This window comes from Methanofollis sp. W23 (assembly GCF_017875325.1).
In the GTDB taxonomy this organism is placed as follows: Archaea; Halobacteriota; Methanomicrobia; order Methanomicrobiales; family Methanofollaceae; genus Methanofollis.
Map to the genome: position 1 here is coordinate 1,990,749 of NZ_JAGGMN010000001.1, position 16,105 is coordinate 2,006,853.

At 59.3% G+C, this 16,105-nt stretch carries 15 protein-coding genes; 2 read left to right on the top strand and 13 right to left on the bottom strand.

Translation table 11 applies throughout. From position 1 onward, the window contains the following. Positions 1-4 precede the first annotated feature (4 nt). The 12 genes from J2129_RS08435 to J2129_RS08490 all read right to left on the bottom strand — a co-directional run bounded on the left by J2129_RS08435 (position 5) and on the right by J2129_RS08490 (position 12,935). Positions 5-1,396 (bottom strand): ATP synthase subunit B, encoded by a 1,392-nt coding sequence (locus tag J2129_RS08435; protein WP_209630435.1) that lies wholly within the window; start codon positions 1,394-1,396, stop codon positions 5-7. After that, positions 1,393-3,165, bottom strand: a complete 1,773-nt coding sequence (locus J2129_RS08440; RefSeq protein WP_348632315.1) for an ATP synthase subunit A — start codon at positions 3,163-3,165, stop codon at positions 1,393-1,395. Before J2129_RS08440 ends, J2129_RS08435 begins: the two co-directional genes overlap by 4 nt. Further along, positions 3,156-3,464, bottom strand: coding sequence for a V-type ATP synthase subunit F (locus J2129_RS08445; RefSeq protein WP_209630436.1), 309 nt, complete (start codon positions 3,462-3,464; stop codon positions 3,156-3,158). Before J2129_RS08445 ends, J2129_RS08440 begins: the two co-directional genes overlap by 10 nt. Then, positions 3,465-4,523: a V-type ATP synthase subunit C gene (locus J2129_RS08450; RefSeq protein ID WP_209630437.1), complete on the bottom strand. Its 1,059-nt coding sequence runs from the start codon at positions 4,521-4,523 to the stop codon at positions 3,465-3,467. It lies immediately after the preceding gene. A gap of 12 nt (positions 4,524-4,535) precedes the next feature. Next, on the bottom strand, positions 4,536-5,114 hold the full coding sequence (locus J2129_RS08455; protein ID WP_209630438.1) for a V-type ATP synthase subunit E family protein: 579 nt from the start codon (positions 5,112-5,114) through the stop codon (positions 4,536-4,538). 25 nt (positions 5,115-5,139) lie between these two features. Then, complete coding sequence (locus tag J2129_RS08460; protein ID WP_209630439.1) at positions 5,140-5,388, bottom strand: ATPase; 249 nt, start codon at positions 5,386-5,388, stop codon at positions 5,140-5,142. Positions 5,389-5,393: 5 nt separating this feature from the next. Beyond that, complete coding sequence (locus J2129_RS08465; RefSeq protein WP_209630440.1) at positions 5,394-7,370, bottom strand: V-type ATP synthase subunit I; 1,977 nt, start codon at positions 7,368-7,370, stop codon at positions 5,394-5,396. Next, a complete protein-coding gene (gene ahaH / locus J2129_RS08470) occupies positions 7,357-7,686 on the bottom strand; it encodes an ATP synthase archaeal subunit H (protein ID WP_209630441.1) in 330 nt (109 codons plus the stop codon). Before ahaH ends, J2129_RS08465 begins: the two co-directional genes overlap by 14 nt. A 57-nt stretch (positions 7,687-7,743) precedes the next feature. After that, positions 7,744-8,220 carry an alpha/beta hydrolase gene (locus J2129_RS08475; protein ID WP_209630442.1) on the bottom strand — a complete coding sequence of 159 codons (477 nt, stop codon included), beginning with the start codon at positions 8,218-8,220 and terminating at the stop codon, positions 7,744-7,746. Then, on the bottom strand, positions 8,217-8,369 hold the full coding sequence (locus J2129_RS08480) for a hypothetical protein (RefSeq protein ID WP_209630443.1): 153 nt from the start codon (positions 8,367-8,369) through the stop codon (positions 8,217-8,219). The genes J2129_RS08475 and J2129_RS08480 overlap by 4 nt, the downstream gene beginning before the upstream one ends. A gap of 1,045 nt (positions 8,370-9,414) precedes the next feature. Continuing rightward, the gene (locus J2129_RS08485; RefSeq protein WP_209630444.1) at positions 9,415-11,355 is read right to left on the bottom strand and encodes a type II secretion system F family protein; all 1,941 of its coding nucleotides are present in this window, start codon (positions 11,353-11,355) and stop codon (positions 9,415-9,417) included. Then, positions 11,352-12,935, bottom strand: a complete 1,584-nt coding sequence (locus tag J2129_RS08490) for an ATPase, T2SS/T4P/T4SS family (RefSeq protein WP_209630445.1) — start codon at positions 12,933-12,935, stop codon at positions 11,352-11,354. Before J2129_RS08490 ends, J2129_RS08485 begins: the two co-directional genes overlap by 4 nt. A 112-nt stretch (positions 12,936-13,047) precedes the next feature. Between J2129_RS08490 and J2129_RS08495 the strand changes: the two genes are divergently transcribed. After that, entirely contained in the window at positions 13,048-13,881 is an 834-nt protein-coding gene (locus J2129_RS08495) for an RAD55 family ATPase (protein WP_209630446.1), read from the top strand. After that, on the top strand, positions 13,878-14,582 hold the full coding sequence (locus tag J2129_RS08500) for a KaiC domain-containing protein (RefSeq protein WP_209630447.1): 705 nt from the start codon (positions 13,878-13,880) through the stop codon (positions 14,580-14,582). Before J2129_RS08495 ends, J2129_RS08500 begins: the two co-directional genes overlap by 4 nt. Before the next feature lie 1,259 nt (positions 14,583-15,841). Here the strand turns inward: J2129_RS08500 and J2129_RS08505 are convergent. After that, a complete protein-coding gene (locus J2129_RS08505; protein WP_209630448.1) occupies positions 15,842-16,105 on the bottom strand; it encodes a pro-sigmaK processing inhibitor BofA family protein in 264 nt (87 codons plus the stop codon).

Sequence of the window (16,105 nt, forward strand, 5' to 3'; positions counted from 1 at the left end):
GGACTTACACCTCAGCCTTTGCACCCTTCCGGTAAAGCGGGTGGTACTTCTTGATCAGGTCGCGGTCGAGCCTGACAAGCTGTTCGACCGGCAGCGTGGCCAGAAGTTCCCAACCCACGTCAAGGGTCCTCTCGATCGAACGGTCCTCGTCGATCCCCTGGCGGACAAATTTGTCCTCAAAGAGGTCGGCGAACTCCAGGAACCCACGGTCACGCTCGGAAAGGGCGTCCTTCCCGACGATGGCCACCAGGCCGCGGAGATCCTTGCCTTCCGCATACCCGGCGTACAACTGGTCGGAGACCTTCTTGTGGTCGTCCCTGGTGTGCCCCTCGCCGATACCCAGGTTCATCAACCTGGACAGCGACGGCAGGACATTGATCGGCGGGTAAATACCCTTCCGGTGAAGTTCACGGGAGACCACGATCTGACCCTCGGTGATGTAGCCGGTCAGGTCGGCGATCGGGTGGGTGATATCGTCGCCAGGCATGGTCAGGATCGGGATCTGGGTGACCGAGCCCTTCTTGCCCTTGACAATACCCGCCCGCTCGTACAGGCAGGCCAGGTCGGTGTACATGTACCCCGGATACCCACGCCTGCCAGGCACCTCTTCACGAGCCGCACCGATCTGACGGAGCGCCTCACAGTAGTTGGTCATATCAGTGAGAATGACCAGCACGTGGTAGCCCAGTTCATAGCCGAGGTACTCGGCCGTCGTCAGGGCAAGACGCGGGGTGATGATCCGCTCGACCGCCGGGTCGTCGGCAAGGTTCAGGAAGACGACCGCCCTCTCCAGCGCACCGGTGCGCTCGAAGTCGGCCATGAAGTAGTTGGCTTCTTCCTTCGTGATACCCATCGCCGCAAAGACCACCGCAAACTCCTCAGTGGAGCCCGGCACCTTTGCCTGACGAGCGATCTGGAGGGCGATATCGTTGTGCGGCAGACCTGCACCCGAGAAGATCGGGAGCTTCTGACCACGGACCAGGGTGTTGGTCCCGTCGATGGTCGAGATACCGGTCTGGATGAAATCGGCCGGGGACGCACGGGCGTACGGGTTGATCGCCGCGCCCTGAATGTCCAGCCTCTTCTCAGGCACGATCTCGGGGCCGCCGTCGATCGGCTTCCCGCCGCCAGAGAGGATACGACCAAGCATGTCCTTGGAGACCGGCATCTTGATCGTCTCGCCAAGGAACCTGACCCCGGCGTCGCGACCGATACCCGCAGTGGTCTCGAAACACTGGACGACCACGAGGTCGTCGGAGGTGTCGAGCACCTGACCGCGCTTGATACTGCCATCCGCAAGGACGATGTTCACGAGCTCGTTGTAGCCGACCGGCTCGGTCTTCTCGACAAAGACGAGCGGACCGGCGATCTGCTTGACTGTCTTATACTCTTTCATGCCATCCCCGCCTTCAGTCCGGCAAATTCATCCTTCATCGCCTTCAAGATCCGCTCAAGTTCAGGCTTGTAGTCCTTGGTGAACTTGATCTGCGGCAGGTCGTTCTTGGCCTTGACCGCCAGGATCTGGGCCGGCATCACGCCTGCCGCATGGGCCGCGGACGAGAGGTCGGCGAAGGTGTGGATCGCCCTGAGGATATCGAGCTGCTTCTCGAGCGAACAGTAGGTGTCCACATCGTCGAAAGCGTTCTGCTGCAGGAAGATCTCACGGAGCATCCTGGCAACCTCGATGGTGATCTGCTCCTCTTCTGGGAGGGCGTCGGACCCGACGAGCTGCACGATCTCCTGGAGCTCGGATTCCTTCTGGAGCACCCCCATAGACCAGTTCCGCAGCTGGTTCCACTCAGGCGAGATGTTCTTGTCGTACCACTCGTTGAGGGTATCAAGATACAGGGAATACGAGTTGAGCCAGTTGATGGCCGGGAAGTGCCGGCGCTGCGAGAGCTTGGCGTCCAGTGCCCAGAAGACCTTGACGATACGCAGGGTGTTCTGGGTGACCGGCTCGGAGAAGTCACCGCCAGGCGGCGAAACCGCACCGATAACCGAGACCGACCCTTCAAGGTCGTTGAGGGTCATCACACGACCCGCACGCTCGTAGAACTCAGAGAGACGGGCGGCCAGGTATGCCGGATACCCCTCTTCACCAGGCATCTCTTCGAGACGGGAGGAGATCTCACGCATGGCCTCTGCCCACCGTGAGGTGGAGTCGGCCATCAGGGAGACATCGTAGCCCTGGTCACGGAAATACTCGGCGATGGTGATACCGGTGTACACAGACGCCTCACGGGCGGCCACCGGCATGTTCGAGGTGTTCGCGATGAGGATGGTCCGCTCCATCAGCGGCCTGCCCGACTTCGGGTCGTCGAGTGCCGGGAACTCGGTCAGTACCTCGGTCATCTCGTTGCCGCGCTCACCGCAGCCGATATAGACCACGATCTGAGCGTCAGACCACTTCGCAAGCTGCTGCTGAGTGACCGTCTTGCCTGAGCCAAACGGCCCAGGAATGGCAGCGGTACCGCCCTTGGCGATCGGGAAGAGCCCGTCGAGAATCCTCTGCCCGGTAACGAGCGGGATATCCGGGTTCATCTTCTCGGCCACCGGCCGCGGCACACGGACCGGCCACTTCTGCATCATCTGGATCTCGGTCCCGTCCTCGAGGACACAGACCGTCTCCTCGACGGTGAACGAGCCGCCCTTGATCTCCTTGACCACGCCGCCCTTCTGGTTGGGCGGGACCATGATCTTGTGGAGGATCGACTCGGTCTCCTGGACCGTCCCGATGACCGTGCCAGGGGCGACATGGTCGCCGGCCTTCACGACCGGGACAAACTCCCACTTTGCCGTGAGGTCGAGCCCTGGTGCGGTCACACCACGCTCGATGAAACTTCCCATCTTCTCCATGAGCACCTCGAGCGGTCTCTGAATACCGTCGTAGATGCTCTTCAGCAGACCCGGGCCAAGTTCGACCGCGAGCGGCATGCCGGTGTTTACCACCGGTTCGCCGGGCCGAATGCCGTCGGTGGCCTCGTAGACCTGGATGATGATGTTCTCACCCGAGATCTTGATGACCTCGCCCATCAGTTCCTCGTGGCCGACCTTGACCACGTCGTACATATGGGCATTGAAGCCGACGGCCGTGACGACCGGGCCTGCAATCCTCTTCAGCACTCCTGTCGAAGTGCCTGTGTTCGATTCAGTTTTTACTTCCACAGATCAACACCGACCGATCTCTTTATTCTCTCCCGCATGGAGAGCCCTCCCTCTTCCTCTTCGCCGATCGCGATCACCGTCGGCTTCACGGACTCCTCGAGTTGGGCCCGCATCCGCAGGGGGAGCCTGTTCATATCGCTGCTGTCCAGCACCAGGATGCCGATTGATTCATCCTCGATCACGTGCTGGACGGTGGTCTTCAGGGCCTCGTCGTCCTCGGCGACAAGGGTCTTCTGAATGCCTGCAAGACGGAACCCGATGACAAACTCGCTGTTTCCAACGACTGCAATCTCAACCATCTACATCACCAGGTATCCTTCAATGCGTTCATTCGCCAGACCGTATTCCTTCCCCCGGGCGATAGCGCGGAGGTTTGCCACCTCGTAGCGCTTCATCTCGAGGTAGGCGAGGATGGGCAGGACCGAGAAGGGATACCGCTTGGAGAGCCGTTCCATCTGCTTGAGCCGGTACGTCGTCAGCAGCACTTCGACCTCGTGGACAGGGCGCTGCTGGCGCAGTTCGTCAAAGACTGCGGCCAGTTCTGGATCCCTGGTCTTCTTCTTCGCGGCCTCGATCAACTCGTCAAGGTTCTCGATCGTACTCATCCTGACCAGTTCGTCGACCGTAAAGGCCTTCCCGCCTGGTATGAGCAGCGCTTTGATCTCTTCACCACTGGCGTGCTGACCGCGGAAACGGAAGAGGTTCATGATGTTCCTGGTGTCGATCTCAGTCTGGATATAGCCCAGGAACTCATAGCCCCCTGCAACCCCGCCCTTGGCGTCGGAGACCATCTGCATATACAGGTTCTTGTAGAGTTCGTTCTCAAGTGTGGCAAATGAACCGGTCTCCAGGGCCTCATGAAGCCCTGCGGAGAGAAGAGGGCCAAGACGTCGGCCTTTCACCGCTTCAACAATCCGATCAGGAGAGTCCTCGGCAAGCAACCGGTCGAGCGCGTTCTTGTCGAGTTCGCCGGCCGGGACCAGGACTTCCTTGATCTTGCCAGGTTTGACTCCCTGCATCTTGCCGCGCAGGATGGTCAGGACGTTCTGGATATCCCAGTGCCGCAGATAACTCTGCACGAACCTCATGACCCCGGAAGGGGTGATCTTCAGGACGTCCTGATACTCCTTCGCAAGGTTCCATGAGAGACCCACCTCGATGAGGTTGATACCGGAAAAAGACGAGGCCAGCTCGTCGATCTCGCGTTTGTATTCGGTCTCTCCGATAAAGCGAGTGATCTCGGGCAGGCTCATGTTGAGCATCCGCAGGTACTCCTCCCGCGGGATCAACTTTGCTTTGCGCACACGCATGCGCGTGGAGACGTAAATGTATGGAGCCGGGCCCCCTACGTCAACCATGCCGAGACCTCCTCAGGGGAACAGGATATCAGACGCATCCTTCAGCTCTGACTCCCATACCGTCTCCAGGAATGTACGGTAACTGTAGTCGACCTTCATCCTGCCGTCAGCACTCTCAACCACGATCCCGCCTTCGATCTCGACGGGGTCCCCGACCGAGAACCCGGAGAAGTCCGCGTTCTCGGCAAGGATTTCTTTCAGTATGGAGACATCACGGGCGTTGCAGTAGACCGTACCGCCCCCAACATCGGCAGCCGCCTGGGGGAGGAGGTTACGGAGAGCCTGCGCGTGAAAATCGGCAGGAAGGTCGCCGATCTTGGCAAGGGTGGATGCATGGACACGCGCCAGCGTGTCCTTCTCCGCATTGAGAGTCTCGCGCTTGACGGCGAGGTTGGCAGCCGAGACTTCCTGGTTGATGATGCGGGTCACTTCCCGCTGGACGTCTTCGTCGGCTGTTCCCTTGATCGCCGCCGCTTTCTCCTGCGCCTCTTCGAGGATGCTCTTGACCTCGGCCTCAGTCTGAGCCCGGATCTCGGCGACCTCTTTCCGCCCTTTTTCCTTGATATCTCCAACGACAGCTTCCAATCCCATCGTTCACTCCGTGTCTACTTCGTATTTAGAAGAGCAGCAGCAGAGCAACAACAAGACCGAAGATGACGACTGTCTCTGGAATAACGGTGAAGAGCAGTGCAAGACCGAACATGTCCTTGTTCTCGGCGGTCGCCCCGACGGCGGCGGCACCGATACCAAGTTCACCAAGACCGGTACCGACACCGGCCAGACCGACGGCGAGACCTGCGCCGACTGCCTTCAATCCCATCTGCGATGCTTCAATCATTTCAAGAGTCATAACTGGATCTGCCATAGTTCTTATTCCTCCGTAAATTTCCTTCTCATGCCAAAGGGCACGTACTTCTTCCCTCCACCATTGTAGAACTTGGTGAAGAACTCAACATAATGCAACCTGATCGAGTTCAGGCCGCCGCCCAGAAGACCAAGTGCGGTATTGAGCACGTGGCCGAGGAGCAGGACGACAAGACCAATCAGGACGATGACGACACCCACGATAGTGAGTGACTCGAGCTGTGGGCCGATGATCAGGTCGAGGGCGATGTAGTTGGTGACCATCGCAATCGCGACCGAGGAGAGACCGACCGCAACAAGACGAGTGTACGACAGGACATGACTGACGATCGTCGGAACCTCCATCAGTTCAAGCGGAGATTCCTGACCGATCAGGACGATGCCGAGCAGGACCAGAACGGCACCAAAGATGCCTGCCGTGTTCAGGCCCATCGCCACTGGCGCAAAACCGGTGAGGTCCAGCATCAGCGGGATAGGGAATAGAGACCAGACTGCAATGATGATGCCCCACATCGTAAAGAGCCAGCCAAACTGTTCAAGAACTTCTTTGGTGGCCTTGGGGCTCTGGTGCATGGCATGTCTGATGTTCCACACATGGAGCAGACGCCCCAGCGTGATGTGCAGGATACCAATCCAGACCGAGATGATCAGCAGTTCCGCAACCATCGGGTGATGGACGGTGTTCGCGCCGATGTTCAGGTGCCTGGAGAAGATAATCGCCTGCCAGGGTAGCGAAAATCCGAAACATTCGCTGAAGAGGACACCGAAGATACAACTCATGATCGAGGAGTTCCTCAGGGTGTCCAGGAGCTGTGTGCCCGCTTCTCCTTTGAAGTACCTCCGGAGTCCGAAGGACAGCGCAAGGAGCACGAGACCGTACCCGATATCGCCCAGGATCAGACCGAAGAAAATCGGGAAGACGATCGAGACGAGCAGTGTCGGGTCGAACTCGTCGTAGCGCGGACGAGCGTAGACATCAATTAAGAGTTCGGTCGGGTGCGAGAAACGGGGGTTGTTGTATTCAACCGGGACGTCTTTTGCGTCGTCCCCGACTTCGAGCTCGGTGACATAGACTTTCCCCGCGGTCACGTGGGTGAGGGACGCGATGATCCCCTCGACCTTCTCGGACGGGACCCAGCCTTCTGCCACAAAAGCGTCGTCTGTTGTTGCAAACCGCAGCGGGGCTTCCGCCTGCTCCACGACGGCCGTGAAGTATTCGTCGTATGCAACGAGGACTTCGCCATATTCATTCTTCTTTTCCTCAAGAGTCCTCTCGATCTTCTCAATCTGCTCGTTGAGCTGAGAGATCTTCCCCTTGGCGTCATAAATAAGGTCTTTTACGGGACCTGAGCCATCAGGGATGGGGACCGACTGGAAGTGTGCTTCGAGCAGGGCGCGGTCAGCGGCCTCTGCCTCTGATGCAGGGACAAAAACGACAATGAAGTTCTGTACACCTTTGCCGCCGGGTACAAAGTGTTTCTCGTGGGGGACCGGGATCTCAACGTCGGATTCGACGTAGCCTGCAAAAACGGTGACGTTCTCGTAGCCGTGATACAGGTCCATGTCGAGGGGAACAGGCGCAAAAGGTTCGAGGGCGGTGACCCGCGCCTCAAGCGTTTTTACCTGTGCCTCGACTTTCGACCGCTGTGCAGTGAGATCCTCGGCGTCCTCCACGAGGGCGGCAAGGGTCCGGTCGACGCCGGCCTTCAGTTCGGTCGATGCCTGTGTCTTGGTGGCATCAACAGAATCTGGAGAAATTCCAAAGGTGTTCTCGAGCGACCTGATCTTGATCAGTTCGGAGGAGGCGTCGCTTGCTTGGTCAAGCGGCATCCCGATCTTGAACCCTTCGTAGGCCTCGTCTTCCTTCTCGACAAAATCTTCGATGTGAAAAGCATGCTGATGATACAACTCACGGACGATCGTATCCATCTGGTCCTTGGACCCTGCGATCAGGATACGGCTCATCCGCTTAGGCTGAAACATGCAGCTGCTCCTTAAAACGCGAGACGAGATACTCGACTGCCTTGTCGACATTGGCAAGGCTGTTCGCTTTGATCTTTTCCGCCTGCTGTTCGCCGTCCTTCAGGATCTCGGCACGTTTTTTCGTGGCGGCGGTCTTGGCGTCGGCGAGTCTCGTCTTTTTGTAGGCCTCTGCATCGGCGGTGGCTTTCTCGATGATACGTTCTGCCTCCGCTCTGGCATCCGCAACTTTCTGCTTGTTCTCAGCATGTGCGGTGCTGACCATAGACTTATACTCTTCTTCTGCCTGCTTGATGCTCTTTAAAACCTCACTCTTCATCCAACCCTCCTCTCACGGCCTACACATATTTGATGAAAATTACCTTTATATTTGTTGTTATTCTTCGACCAGGGCACGATCAACACATATATACCCGATCGTGCACGCAGGAGGAAGAGCATCAAGCGTGACACTACCGCCGTTGCCTCGCAGGGTGAGACCAGCGAGTTCGGGCGAGCCGCAGAGGAGGTGCTGATCAGGGTGGGTACCGCGCAGAATTTCGCAGGAGATCGTGATCTCGGGAGCGGCCGAGACGACCATCGGCACCCGACGGGATCCGGGGTGGCCGTGGGGCAGGGCGACGACCGGGAAGTGGTGGTCGCGGACTAAGAGGAGGATCATGGCGGCGGCACGGAGAGCGCCGCCTTCAGGGGCCGAGACGCAGACGAGGTCGCCGGGGTGAAGGCCTTCACAGTACTCGTCCTCGGTGGTCTCGATGCAGAGCGCAAACCGTTCGTGCACGCTCCCGACAAGGAGAAATGAGGTGGGCCCCTGGACGAGGAGGAGGTCGTCGGTGTCCAGGGGGCAGATCATGCCTCTTCGACGTCTTCTGACTGGCAGGAGGGGCAGACCGGGTGTTTTCCTACGGCTTTGAAGCGTTCGCCGCATTCTTTGCACCGGTAGGACCGGCCCTTTACCCGCTCTTCGATCTCGATGTCAGTGCCGCCGCCAATAGAACACATATTCGAGATCATAGAGGATGCTGGATATAAGGGTTGTGGGGGGAGTGCACAGGTACAAAGATGCAGGCCTCCTCGCCAGGAGAGAGCCCCCGATCTCCTGACGAATGTACACAATCTGTGCACGAAAAAAAGTATTTCAGCCCTGTAGAAACCCCCACCTATTCTCGGTGCACGCGCGATTCAACCGCCTCCCCCCCCATCTTTTCGCCGGGGAAGAGTGCCGCCCGCACCCCCGGAAGGAAGAGAGGGCTGGGAAGGCATATTCGAAATCCTTGAAGAGAGATTGTCGTCCACGACCTATCGCGGCGCAGGGGGTTTGGGGGGCGGCACGGATCCACACACCCCGAAGACCCACGATTTTTTTCATCACGTATGCGTGAGCCTCGGGTTCATGCATGATTCTACAGAGCCGATATATCAAAGGTTTTCTGTCACAGGGAATCTTTGATCGCCTGTATGTTCAGGCCTGCAGCCACTGGACCGGCGCGGAATGGCAGCCCTGGGGACCTGGGGAGGGGTGTGCTCTTTGATCGAGTAAATGCCGTCCCCCACTCATCTTCATGATGAAGGATCCAGGGGCCAAAGGTACCTGAAGCACGTCGTCAAGGGATCAGGGAAGAATGCAGAGCAGATATCAAGGAAATATAATGCACACGCTTCACCGGGGATTCGCATCCCTGAACACCGAATGCCCAAGGCTTTCTCGATTCTCTTCAAAACGCGCTCATGTTCGTTTCCTCATGACGCGATAGACCGGAGATCTCCGACCGGTGGCGAGGTAAATGCATGTCGTCCCCTGTCACTCCTCATGATGAAGGGCAAAGGGTGACAGCATGCAACAGAGACCCTCACTGGATCCACCCTCATGCCACCCCCTGTCCATCGCCATCTTCGGGGATCTGGGGGCGAGTCCACTGGTGAACAGGATGCAATCCTGCTCTTTTCGGAGCGTGAGTCATTATGATGAAGGGTCCGGAGGTTCCTCGGTCCCTGTCGCAAGGCCATCCCAGAAGAAAGAGAGACACAGCGGGTCATGGAGGGATACTCAGACGACGAACGCAAAGGTCACCAGCGCCACGGCAAGCATCACCGTCGCGTGTTTCACCCCGGCCTTCACCGAGCCCTCGCCCATCTTGCCGGCGACAAGACCGGAGAAGAAGGCCTGGACGAGAGAGAGATGGAAGAGCAGGCGGTCGAAGGTGGGGACGACCGAAGACGCACCCCTGCCAGGGAGGAAGGAGGTTCCCGCCCCGGTAGAGGGGACCGAGATCTCCCCAAGGACCGGGAGGAACCGCGTCGAGATGACGACGACGACGAAGAGGAAGACCACGTAGGCGAGATAGATGACGATGATGTACAGGGCCATCCCGGCCTTCCGCTCCCCGGCGAGGACATGGGACATCCTGGCGTCTTTTGCGGCGATGGAGAGCACCTCAGAGATCTCGCCGCTCATCCGGCAGGCGGCGGCGATGAGGCTGACCGAACGGGAGACCGCCGGGGTCCGCACCCGGCGCTCGAACCTGACCAGGGCGTCCTCGACATTCGCCCCCCAGGTGAGGTCGCGGCTGACCCGCCTGATCTCGTAGGAGAGGAGCCCGAGGTTGGTCCTGACCATGATCTCGATCGCCTGGGCGATGGTGAGGCCCACCTGGTTGATCCCGGCCATCCTGGCAAGAAAGTCAGGGACCGCGGCCTCGATCCCCCGCACCCGCCGCGCCCAGGCTTCATAGCAGAGGGCGTACGGGACGAGGAGGAGGAGGGCGGCGAGCGCAAGGTGGTCGTCGACAAGGGTGACCGCCGTCCCTGAGGGGAGACGGGGCGGGAGGGTGAAGAGTATGGCACAGAGGTAGACGGCCGCCGCCGGCACGGTGATCAGGAAGGTGAGGCGAGGTTCGAGGACGAAGGACCTGAGCGGATTTCTGAGAAAGATCTTCAGACGGCGGTACCGCTCGTACCTGGCCAGCTGCGCAAACCCTGTCTCCTCGTCGGAGTTGGGCTTCGCGGTTCGTACGTCCTTGAAGGTGTCGAGGATCTTCACCGCGGTATAGCGTTCTGGTGCCTCCTCCTTCACCGAGACCAGGTCGAGGAAGAGAAGAATGATCACCGAACCCAGCGGGACGAGGAGATAGGTGAGGACCGAGAGTTGGGTGACGGCTGCACCCCCGATCAGCCCGGTCACCACCATCACGATGACCAGGAAGAGCGGGCCTGCGACAAAGACGGTGACATATGCCTCGCCGATGAGCTCAAGGCTCGAAAGAAATTTTTTCTGTTCAAAACCTGCTTCCTCCTGGTAGATCTTCACCCGGCCGGAGAGATAGGCCGAGAGGTTCCCGCCGCTCTCGATCACCGAGATGAAGTCGTCAAGAAACTCGCGGAGTTTCTCAGACGGAGTGGTGAGGCTGAGGCCCTGGAGGGCGGTGACGACGTCGGCTCCGAAATAGTCGGCGTCCCTCACCACCTGCCTGAACTCCAGGGCGCTCTCGCCATAGACTCCGGCATTTGCCGAGATCGACCTGAAGATCTCCATCAGCTCGGCCCCGCCCCGGCGCATTGCATAGAGATAGGAGACGGCATTGTGGAGGGAGAGGTCGATCTTTGCCGCCCTGTTCTTCATCTCGATCCGGGGGTACCTGAGGAGAAGGGTGTACGAAGCATAGCCTGCGGCCAGGCCGAGAAGAAGAGAGAGGAGAGGGCGGAGGAGGAGGGTGAACGCCCCGAACTCGGGGAGAGGGAGAGGGAGAGAGAGGGCGTCGCCGGTGGACGGGGGGAGGGCGACGAGCCCTGCCGCCAGGTAGGCGACGAGCGCCGCGAAGAGACCGGAAAAGATCGCGACCCCCAGGGCCCGCCCGACGTAGCGCTCGACGGTCATCCCGAGCCTGGCCGAGACAAGGGCCCGCCCGAGGTCCCCGTACTTCACCTCGTCGCGGCTGATCAGGCGGCGAACACATGCCCGATACTGCGTGGTCGCCCCCTGGCTCTTCATCTGAGCAGCCCCGAGAGGTTCCCGGCCTCAAGGTTCTCGAGCACCCCCTCGCGGCAGGTCGCAAAGGCGTCAAAGACCTGCGAGACCGCCCCGGAGTCGGTGATCCCCGCGGCCTCCATCGCCTCGAGCACCCTGACACGCACCCTGACCTCCTCGTCAAGGTGGTCGCGGGTCCAACCGCGGCTCTCCCTGATCCTGGCATAGACCAGCGACCGCCCGGTATAGTGCATCTGGTCGCGGACAGGATCGTACTCGAAGACCGTGTTCACCTGGAGGTTGCCGGTGCCAGGGTCGACCGCGGCGATCTCCACGATCTCCTGGCAGCGCCGCACCCGCTCGGTCCCCTGATGGATGAGTGCCTGGAGACTCGCGATGTCGAGGGCCTGGATGGTGCTTCTCGGGACCGAGAGGGGGGCGTTCTCAAGCCGGTGGATGGCGGCGTCGATCGAGCCCGCATGGAGCGTCGAGAAGGTGGTGTGCCCGGTGTTCATCGCCTGGAAGAGGGTCTGGGCCTCCCGGCCCCGCACCTCGCCGACCAGGAGATATTCGGGGCGCTGACGCATCGCCGCTTTCAGGAGGTCGAACATCGAGATCGCCTCTCCTCCGTCGCCTGAGAGTGTGTCCCTGGTCACCGAGGCCACCCAGTTCTCGTGATGGAGGGTGATCTCTCTTGTGTCCTCGATGGAGACGACTTTGGCACGCGGCGGGATGAAATGGGAGACGGCGTTGAGGGAGGAGGTCTTGCCTGACGCCGTCCCCCCGATGAAGAGGAGGCTCTTGTTGTGCTCGATCGCCAGCCAGAAATAGGCGAGTTCTTCGGCCGAAAAGGTGCCGAGCCTGAGGAGTTCGACTGGCGTGAAGGGTGCGGGCCTGAACTTCCGGATCGTAAACGAGGTGCCTCGTGTCGAGACGTCGCGCCCGAAGGTGAGCTGCAGCCTGGAGCCGTCAGGGAGAGTGGCGTCCACCACCGGCGAACCGATCGAGACGTGTTTGCCGGAACGCTGGGCGAGCGCAATGGCAAGAGAGTCGAGTTCATGTTCTGAAAAGAGAAGGTTGGTCCTGATGTTCCGATACCGGCGGTGATAGAGGAAGAGGGGCACCCCGGTGCCGTCACAGGAGATGTCCTCGATCTCTTCGTCTTTCATCAGCCCGTCGATCCTGGACCAGCCAAGGAAGGTGCGCATGAGATAGTACTCGATCCGCCGCCGGGCATCAAGGCCAGGGTCAAGCCCGTACTCCTGCAGGAGGGCGTCGGCCCTGGTCATCAGGACCTGCCGGCGGTCTCCTCCGAGATCGTCGTCAGAGAGGACCAGGACGTCGCGCAGGTCTTCGTGGAGGCGTTCGAGGAGTTCGTGTTCAAGGGGGGTGAGGGGGGGTTCGAGGAGATGGTATTCTGGCTGCCCGGTGTGGGTGTCCCTGAGGATGCAGACGAGTGCCCGTCCTGCTTCCACCCAGTAGCGGTCGATGAGTTCGTAGCCGTCAGGCACGAGGTCGGCGACCAGGGGAGGCTCGGTCTCGGGGTCGTATTTGGCAGGGACAGGGGGCGTATCTGGCCGCCGCCCTATGAAGGGGAGATGCATGGTGAGGTTCCTGTCTGGAGGATTGATCAGATCAGGTATTTATCTGTATTTATCCAGTCCACACGATCTGCTAAGGATTTATATCCCCCCCACCATAATATGTTGAGAACTGATGTGGAGACGAACAGACCTCAAGATCCCCACCGGCATCCCCTCCCTCGACCCGGTGCTGGAAGGCGGGGTTCCGTCTGGTTCGATGGTCCTTCTTCTTGGCGATATCGGATCAGGGATGGCCGATTTTCTCAGGACATCTGCAATTTCTCTTGCAAAAGAGAAGACAGACCACAGGGACGGGGATGAAACAGGGTTCACCGGCGAGGTGGTGTACATCACGGTCACCAGAGTCAAGGACGATATCCTTGGAGAGGTGGCCCTCTCGGTGAGCCCTGAGGTCTATCCCATCATCGAGGAGGGGGTGCGGTTCGAAGACCTCTCTGAGATCTATTTCGACTCCAGCATCGTCCCGATCGAGTGGTATTCGGACGACGCCGACCTCCTGGCCAGGATGCACCAGCGCTCCCGGCGCGACGATATCCTCCCCAGTCTTGCGGCCCTCCTCTCCGAGACCGCACCACAGAGCGTGATCATCGTCGACTCCCTCACCGAACTGGCCACCATGGCCGACACCCCGGACCACTGGCGGGCGTTCACCGGGTTCCTCCACGGGCTCCAGCGGGTCGCAAAGCGGTGGGGTTCGGTCATCTACCTGCCCCTGGCGCATGGCGTGCTCGCAAGGCCGCACGAACTCGAGGTGATGGACTCGGCAGACGCTGTCATCCTCTTCCAGTGGGAGGAGTTGCAGGGGATGCGGAGGCAGAGGACCATGTATGTCCAGAAGTTCAGGGGCGTGATGCCGCACCTGGAGGAGCGCGACCTGGTCAAGTTTGCCGTGCGGATCACCCCTGGAAACGGGTTCGAGGTCTCCAATATCAGGGTGGTCGTATGAACGGAGGGCCCCCGCGGGTGCGGTTCGGGATCGGCGGGCTTGACCGGATGCTCTGCGGCGGCCTGCTCAAAAAAAGTATCTGCACGATCATCGGCACCTACGGTACCGGAAAAACGACATTTTCCCTCTATTTTACCCATGAAGGTCTGAAAAACGGCGAGAAGGTCATCTTCATCTCCCTGGACGAGCGCGAGGAGATGCTCTACCAGGACATGGCGCAGAAAGGCTGGGATGTCGAGACGGTCAGGAACACCTCGCTCTTTGTGATCAAACTCGACCCCACCGATTTCACGCTCTCGATCAACCATCTCAAGAACGAACTCCCGCAGTTGATCCAGAAGGTCGGTGCCAGCAGGGTGGTCATCGATCCCATCTCCCTTTTCGAGGGGCTTTTTTCCGACGAAGCGGCACGGAGAAAGGAACTCTTCAGGTTCATCGAGATCATGCGGGACGAGGAGTGCACCCTCATCCTCACTTCAGAGACAAAAGAGAACAGTTCTTACGCAAGCAAATACGCCCTTGTCGAGTACATGGCCGACACCGTCATCCTCCTCAGATATGTCAGGCCCACCAAACTTGCCGAGGTCCACCCGGCCGTCGAGGTTGCAAAGATGCGGGGATCTGATCATTCCAGGGGCATCAAGCCGTACGAACTCCTCAAAGACCAGGTACAGGTCTACTTTGAGGCAAATGTCTTCTGAAAGGGCTTTGTAGAAACCCTCACTTCCTCTCGGTGCAAGGGTGACTCAATCGCCTTCCCACACAATCACGCCGGGGGCGCGGCTCCCCCGGACCCCCAGGATCACGATGGATCCGGGAAGGCACACACAATGACCATGAAGAGGGGATTGCCGTCCACGACCTATCGTGTGGCGGGGGGTTCGGGGGGCGGCCAGCCCCCCGGCGAAGAGAACCATCAAGAGGGTTTCTACAGAGCCTCTGAAAGAAATATTCTGTTTTGGGTTCAAACTCTCGGCTTTATAGAAATCCTCCAGACGGTCATCTCATGCGGGGGGCGTGCCACCTCCCCCCGTCCTGGGGTCCGCGAGCATTGAGGAAGGCGGTCGAGTCACGCGTGCACCTCGAAGAGGCGAGGGGTTACCATGAACATGATCCTGAAAATCGCCTCTCTGGGTTTCCACAATGGTTTGAATCCACCAAACATCTCCCGAATGATCAGGCCTCTGCCTTCCTGTTCCCATCGCCATCCAGGGGGTCAGGAGGCTATGGGAAGACATGATGATCCGACGTGCCGCCCAATCGTAGAGTCTTCTTCACCGCCGTCTCGCCCCAGGGGGTGCACCCTTTGGACCGCCCAGGATAGAAAAGAGGTGGGGGCGGCGAGTGAACACGATCCTCACCTGCCCTTCAGGCCTGGAGGTCATCCCAAAACTCTCCTGAGTTCCCCCTCTGCCAGAGATAAAGAAAGATGATGGTGTCAAACTCTCCTCCCTTCATAGCGTGAACCTCCATTCATCGCCTTCTTGTATCTTTTCACCGGGTGTTCTGCCGCCTGACCTCTATCTTCGTCGTGGAGGGTTCCAGGGGGCCTTCCCCGGCGAAAAAAACCAGGAGAAGATCCTTTAGTCTCTATGTGGGGAGGCACGTCGATCGGTCTGCCTTCCCACGCCACCGCGCCGGGGGTGCTACCCCCGGACCCCCGGGAAGGAGATAGGAGCGGGAAGGCACATGTGATGATCAGAAGAAGGAATTATCGTCCTCCCCCCTCTCTTCTGAGGGGGACCGCGGGGCGGCACGCCACCCGCCGGAAGATCTGCGCTCAGAATTTCTGGAATGAAAGGTTTTGATCCAGACGAAGATTCATGTCAGGGATACTTTTGAGATATGCTCTTGAAAAAGAAAGACCACGTGACAAGAAATTTTCATCCCATATGCGTAAACCATCGGGTCATGCCAAGATTCTTCAGAGCCCAAAAAAACCAAAAAAAAGAAAACGTCCTCAGACGGTGATCCCGACCAGGTCGAGGATGACCAGGAGGACCACCCCGACCACCCCGCCAAGGGCGCAGATGATCACCGAGGCCCAGTTGATCGGGATGGCGGTGCCGCCGATATAACTCATCAGGTCGAAGAAGTTGATGAGATAGAGGATCACAAGTCCTGCTGCGGCGTTGATCACCAGTTTCATCCCCTCCTTGACGAGGTAGTAGAGGACTGCGGCGACCACGATCATCAGGACGATCAATATGATTGTCTCGATCAT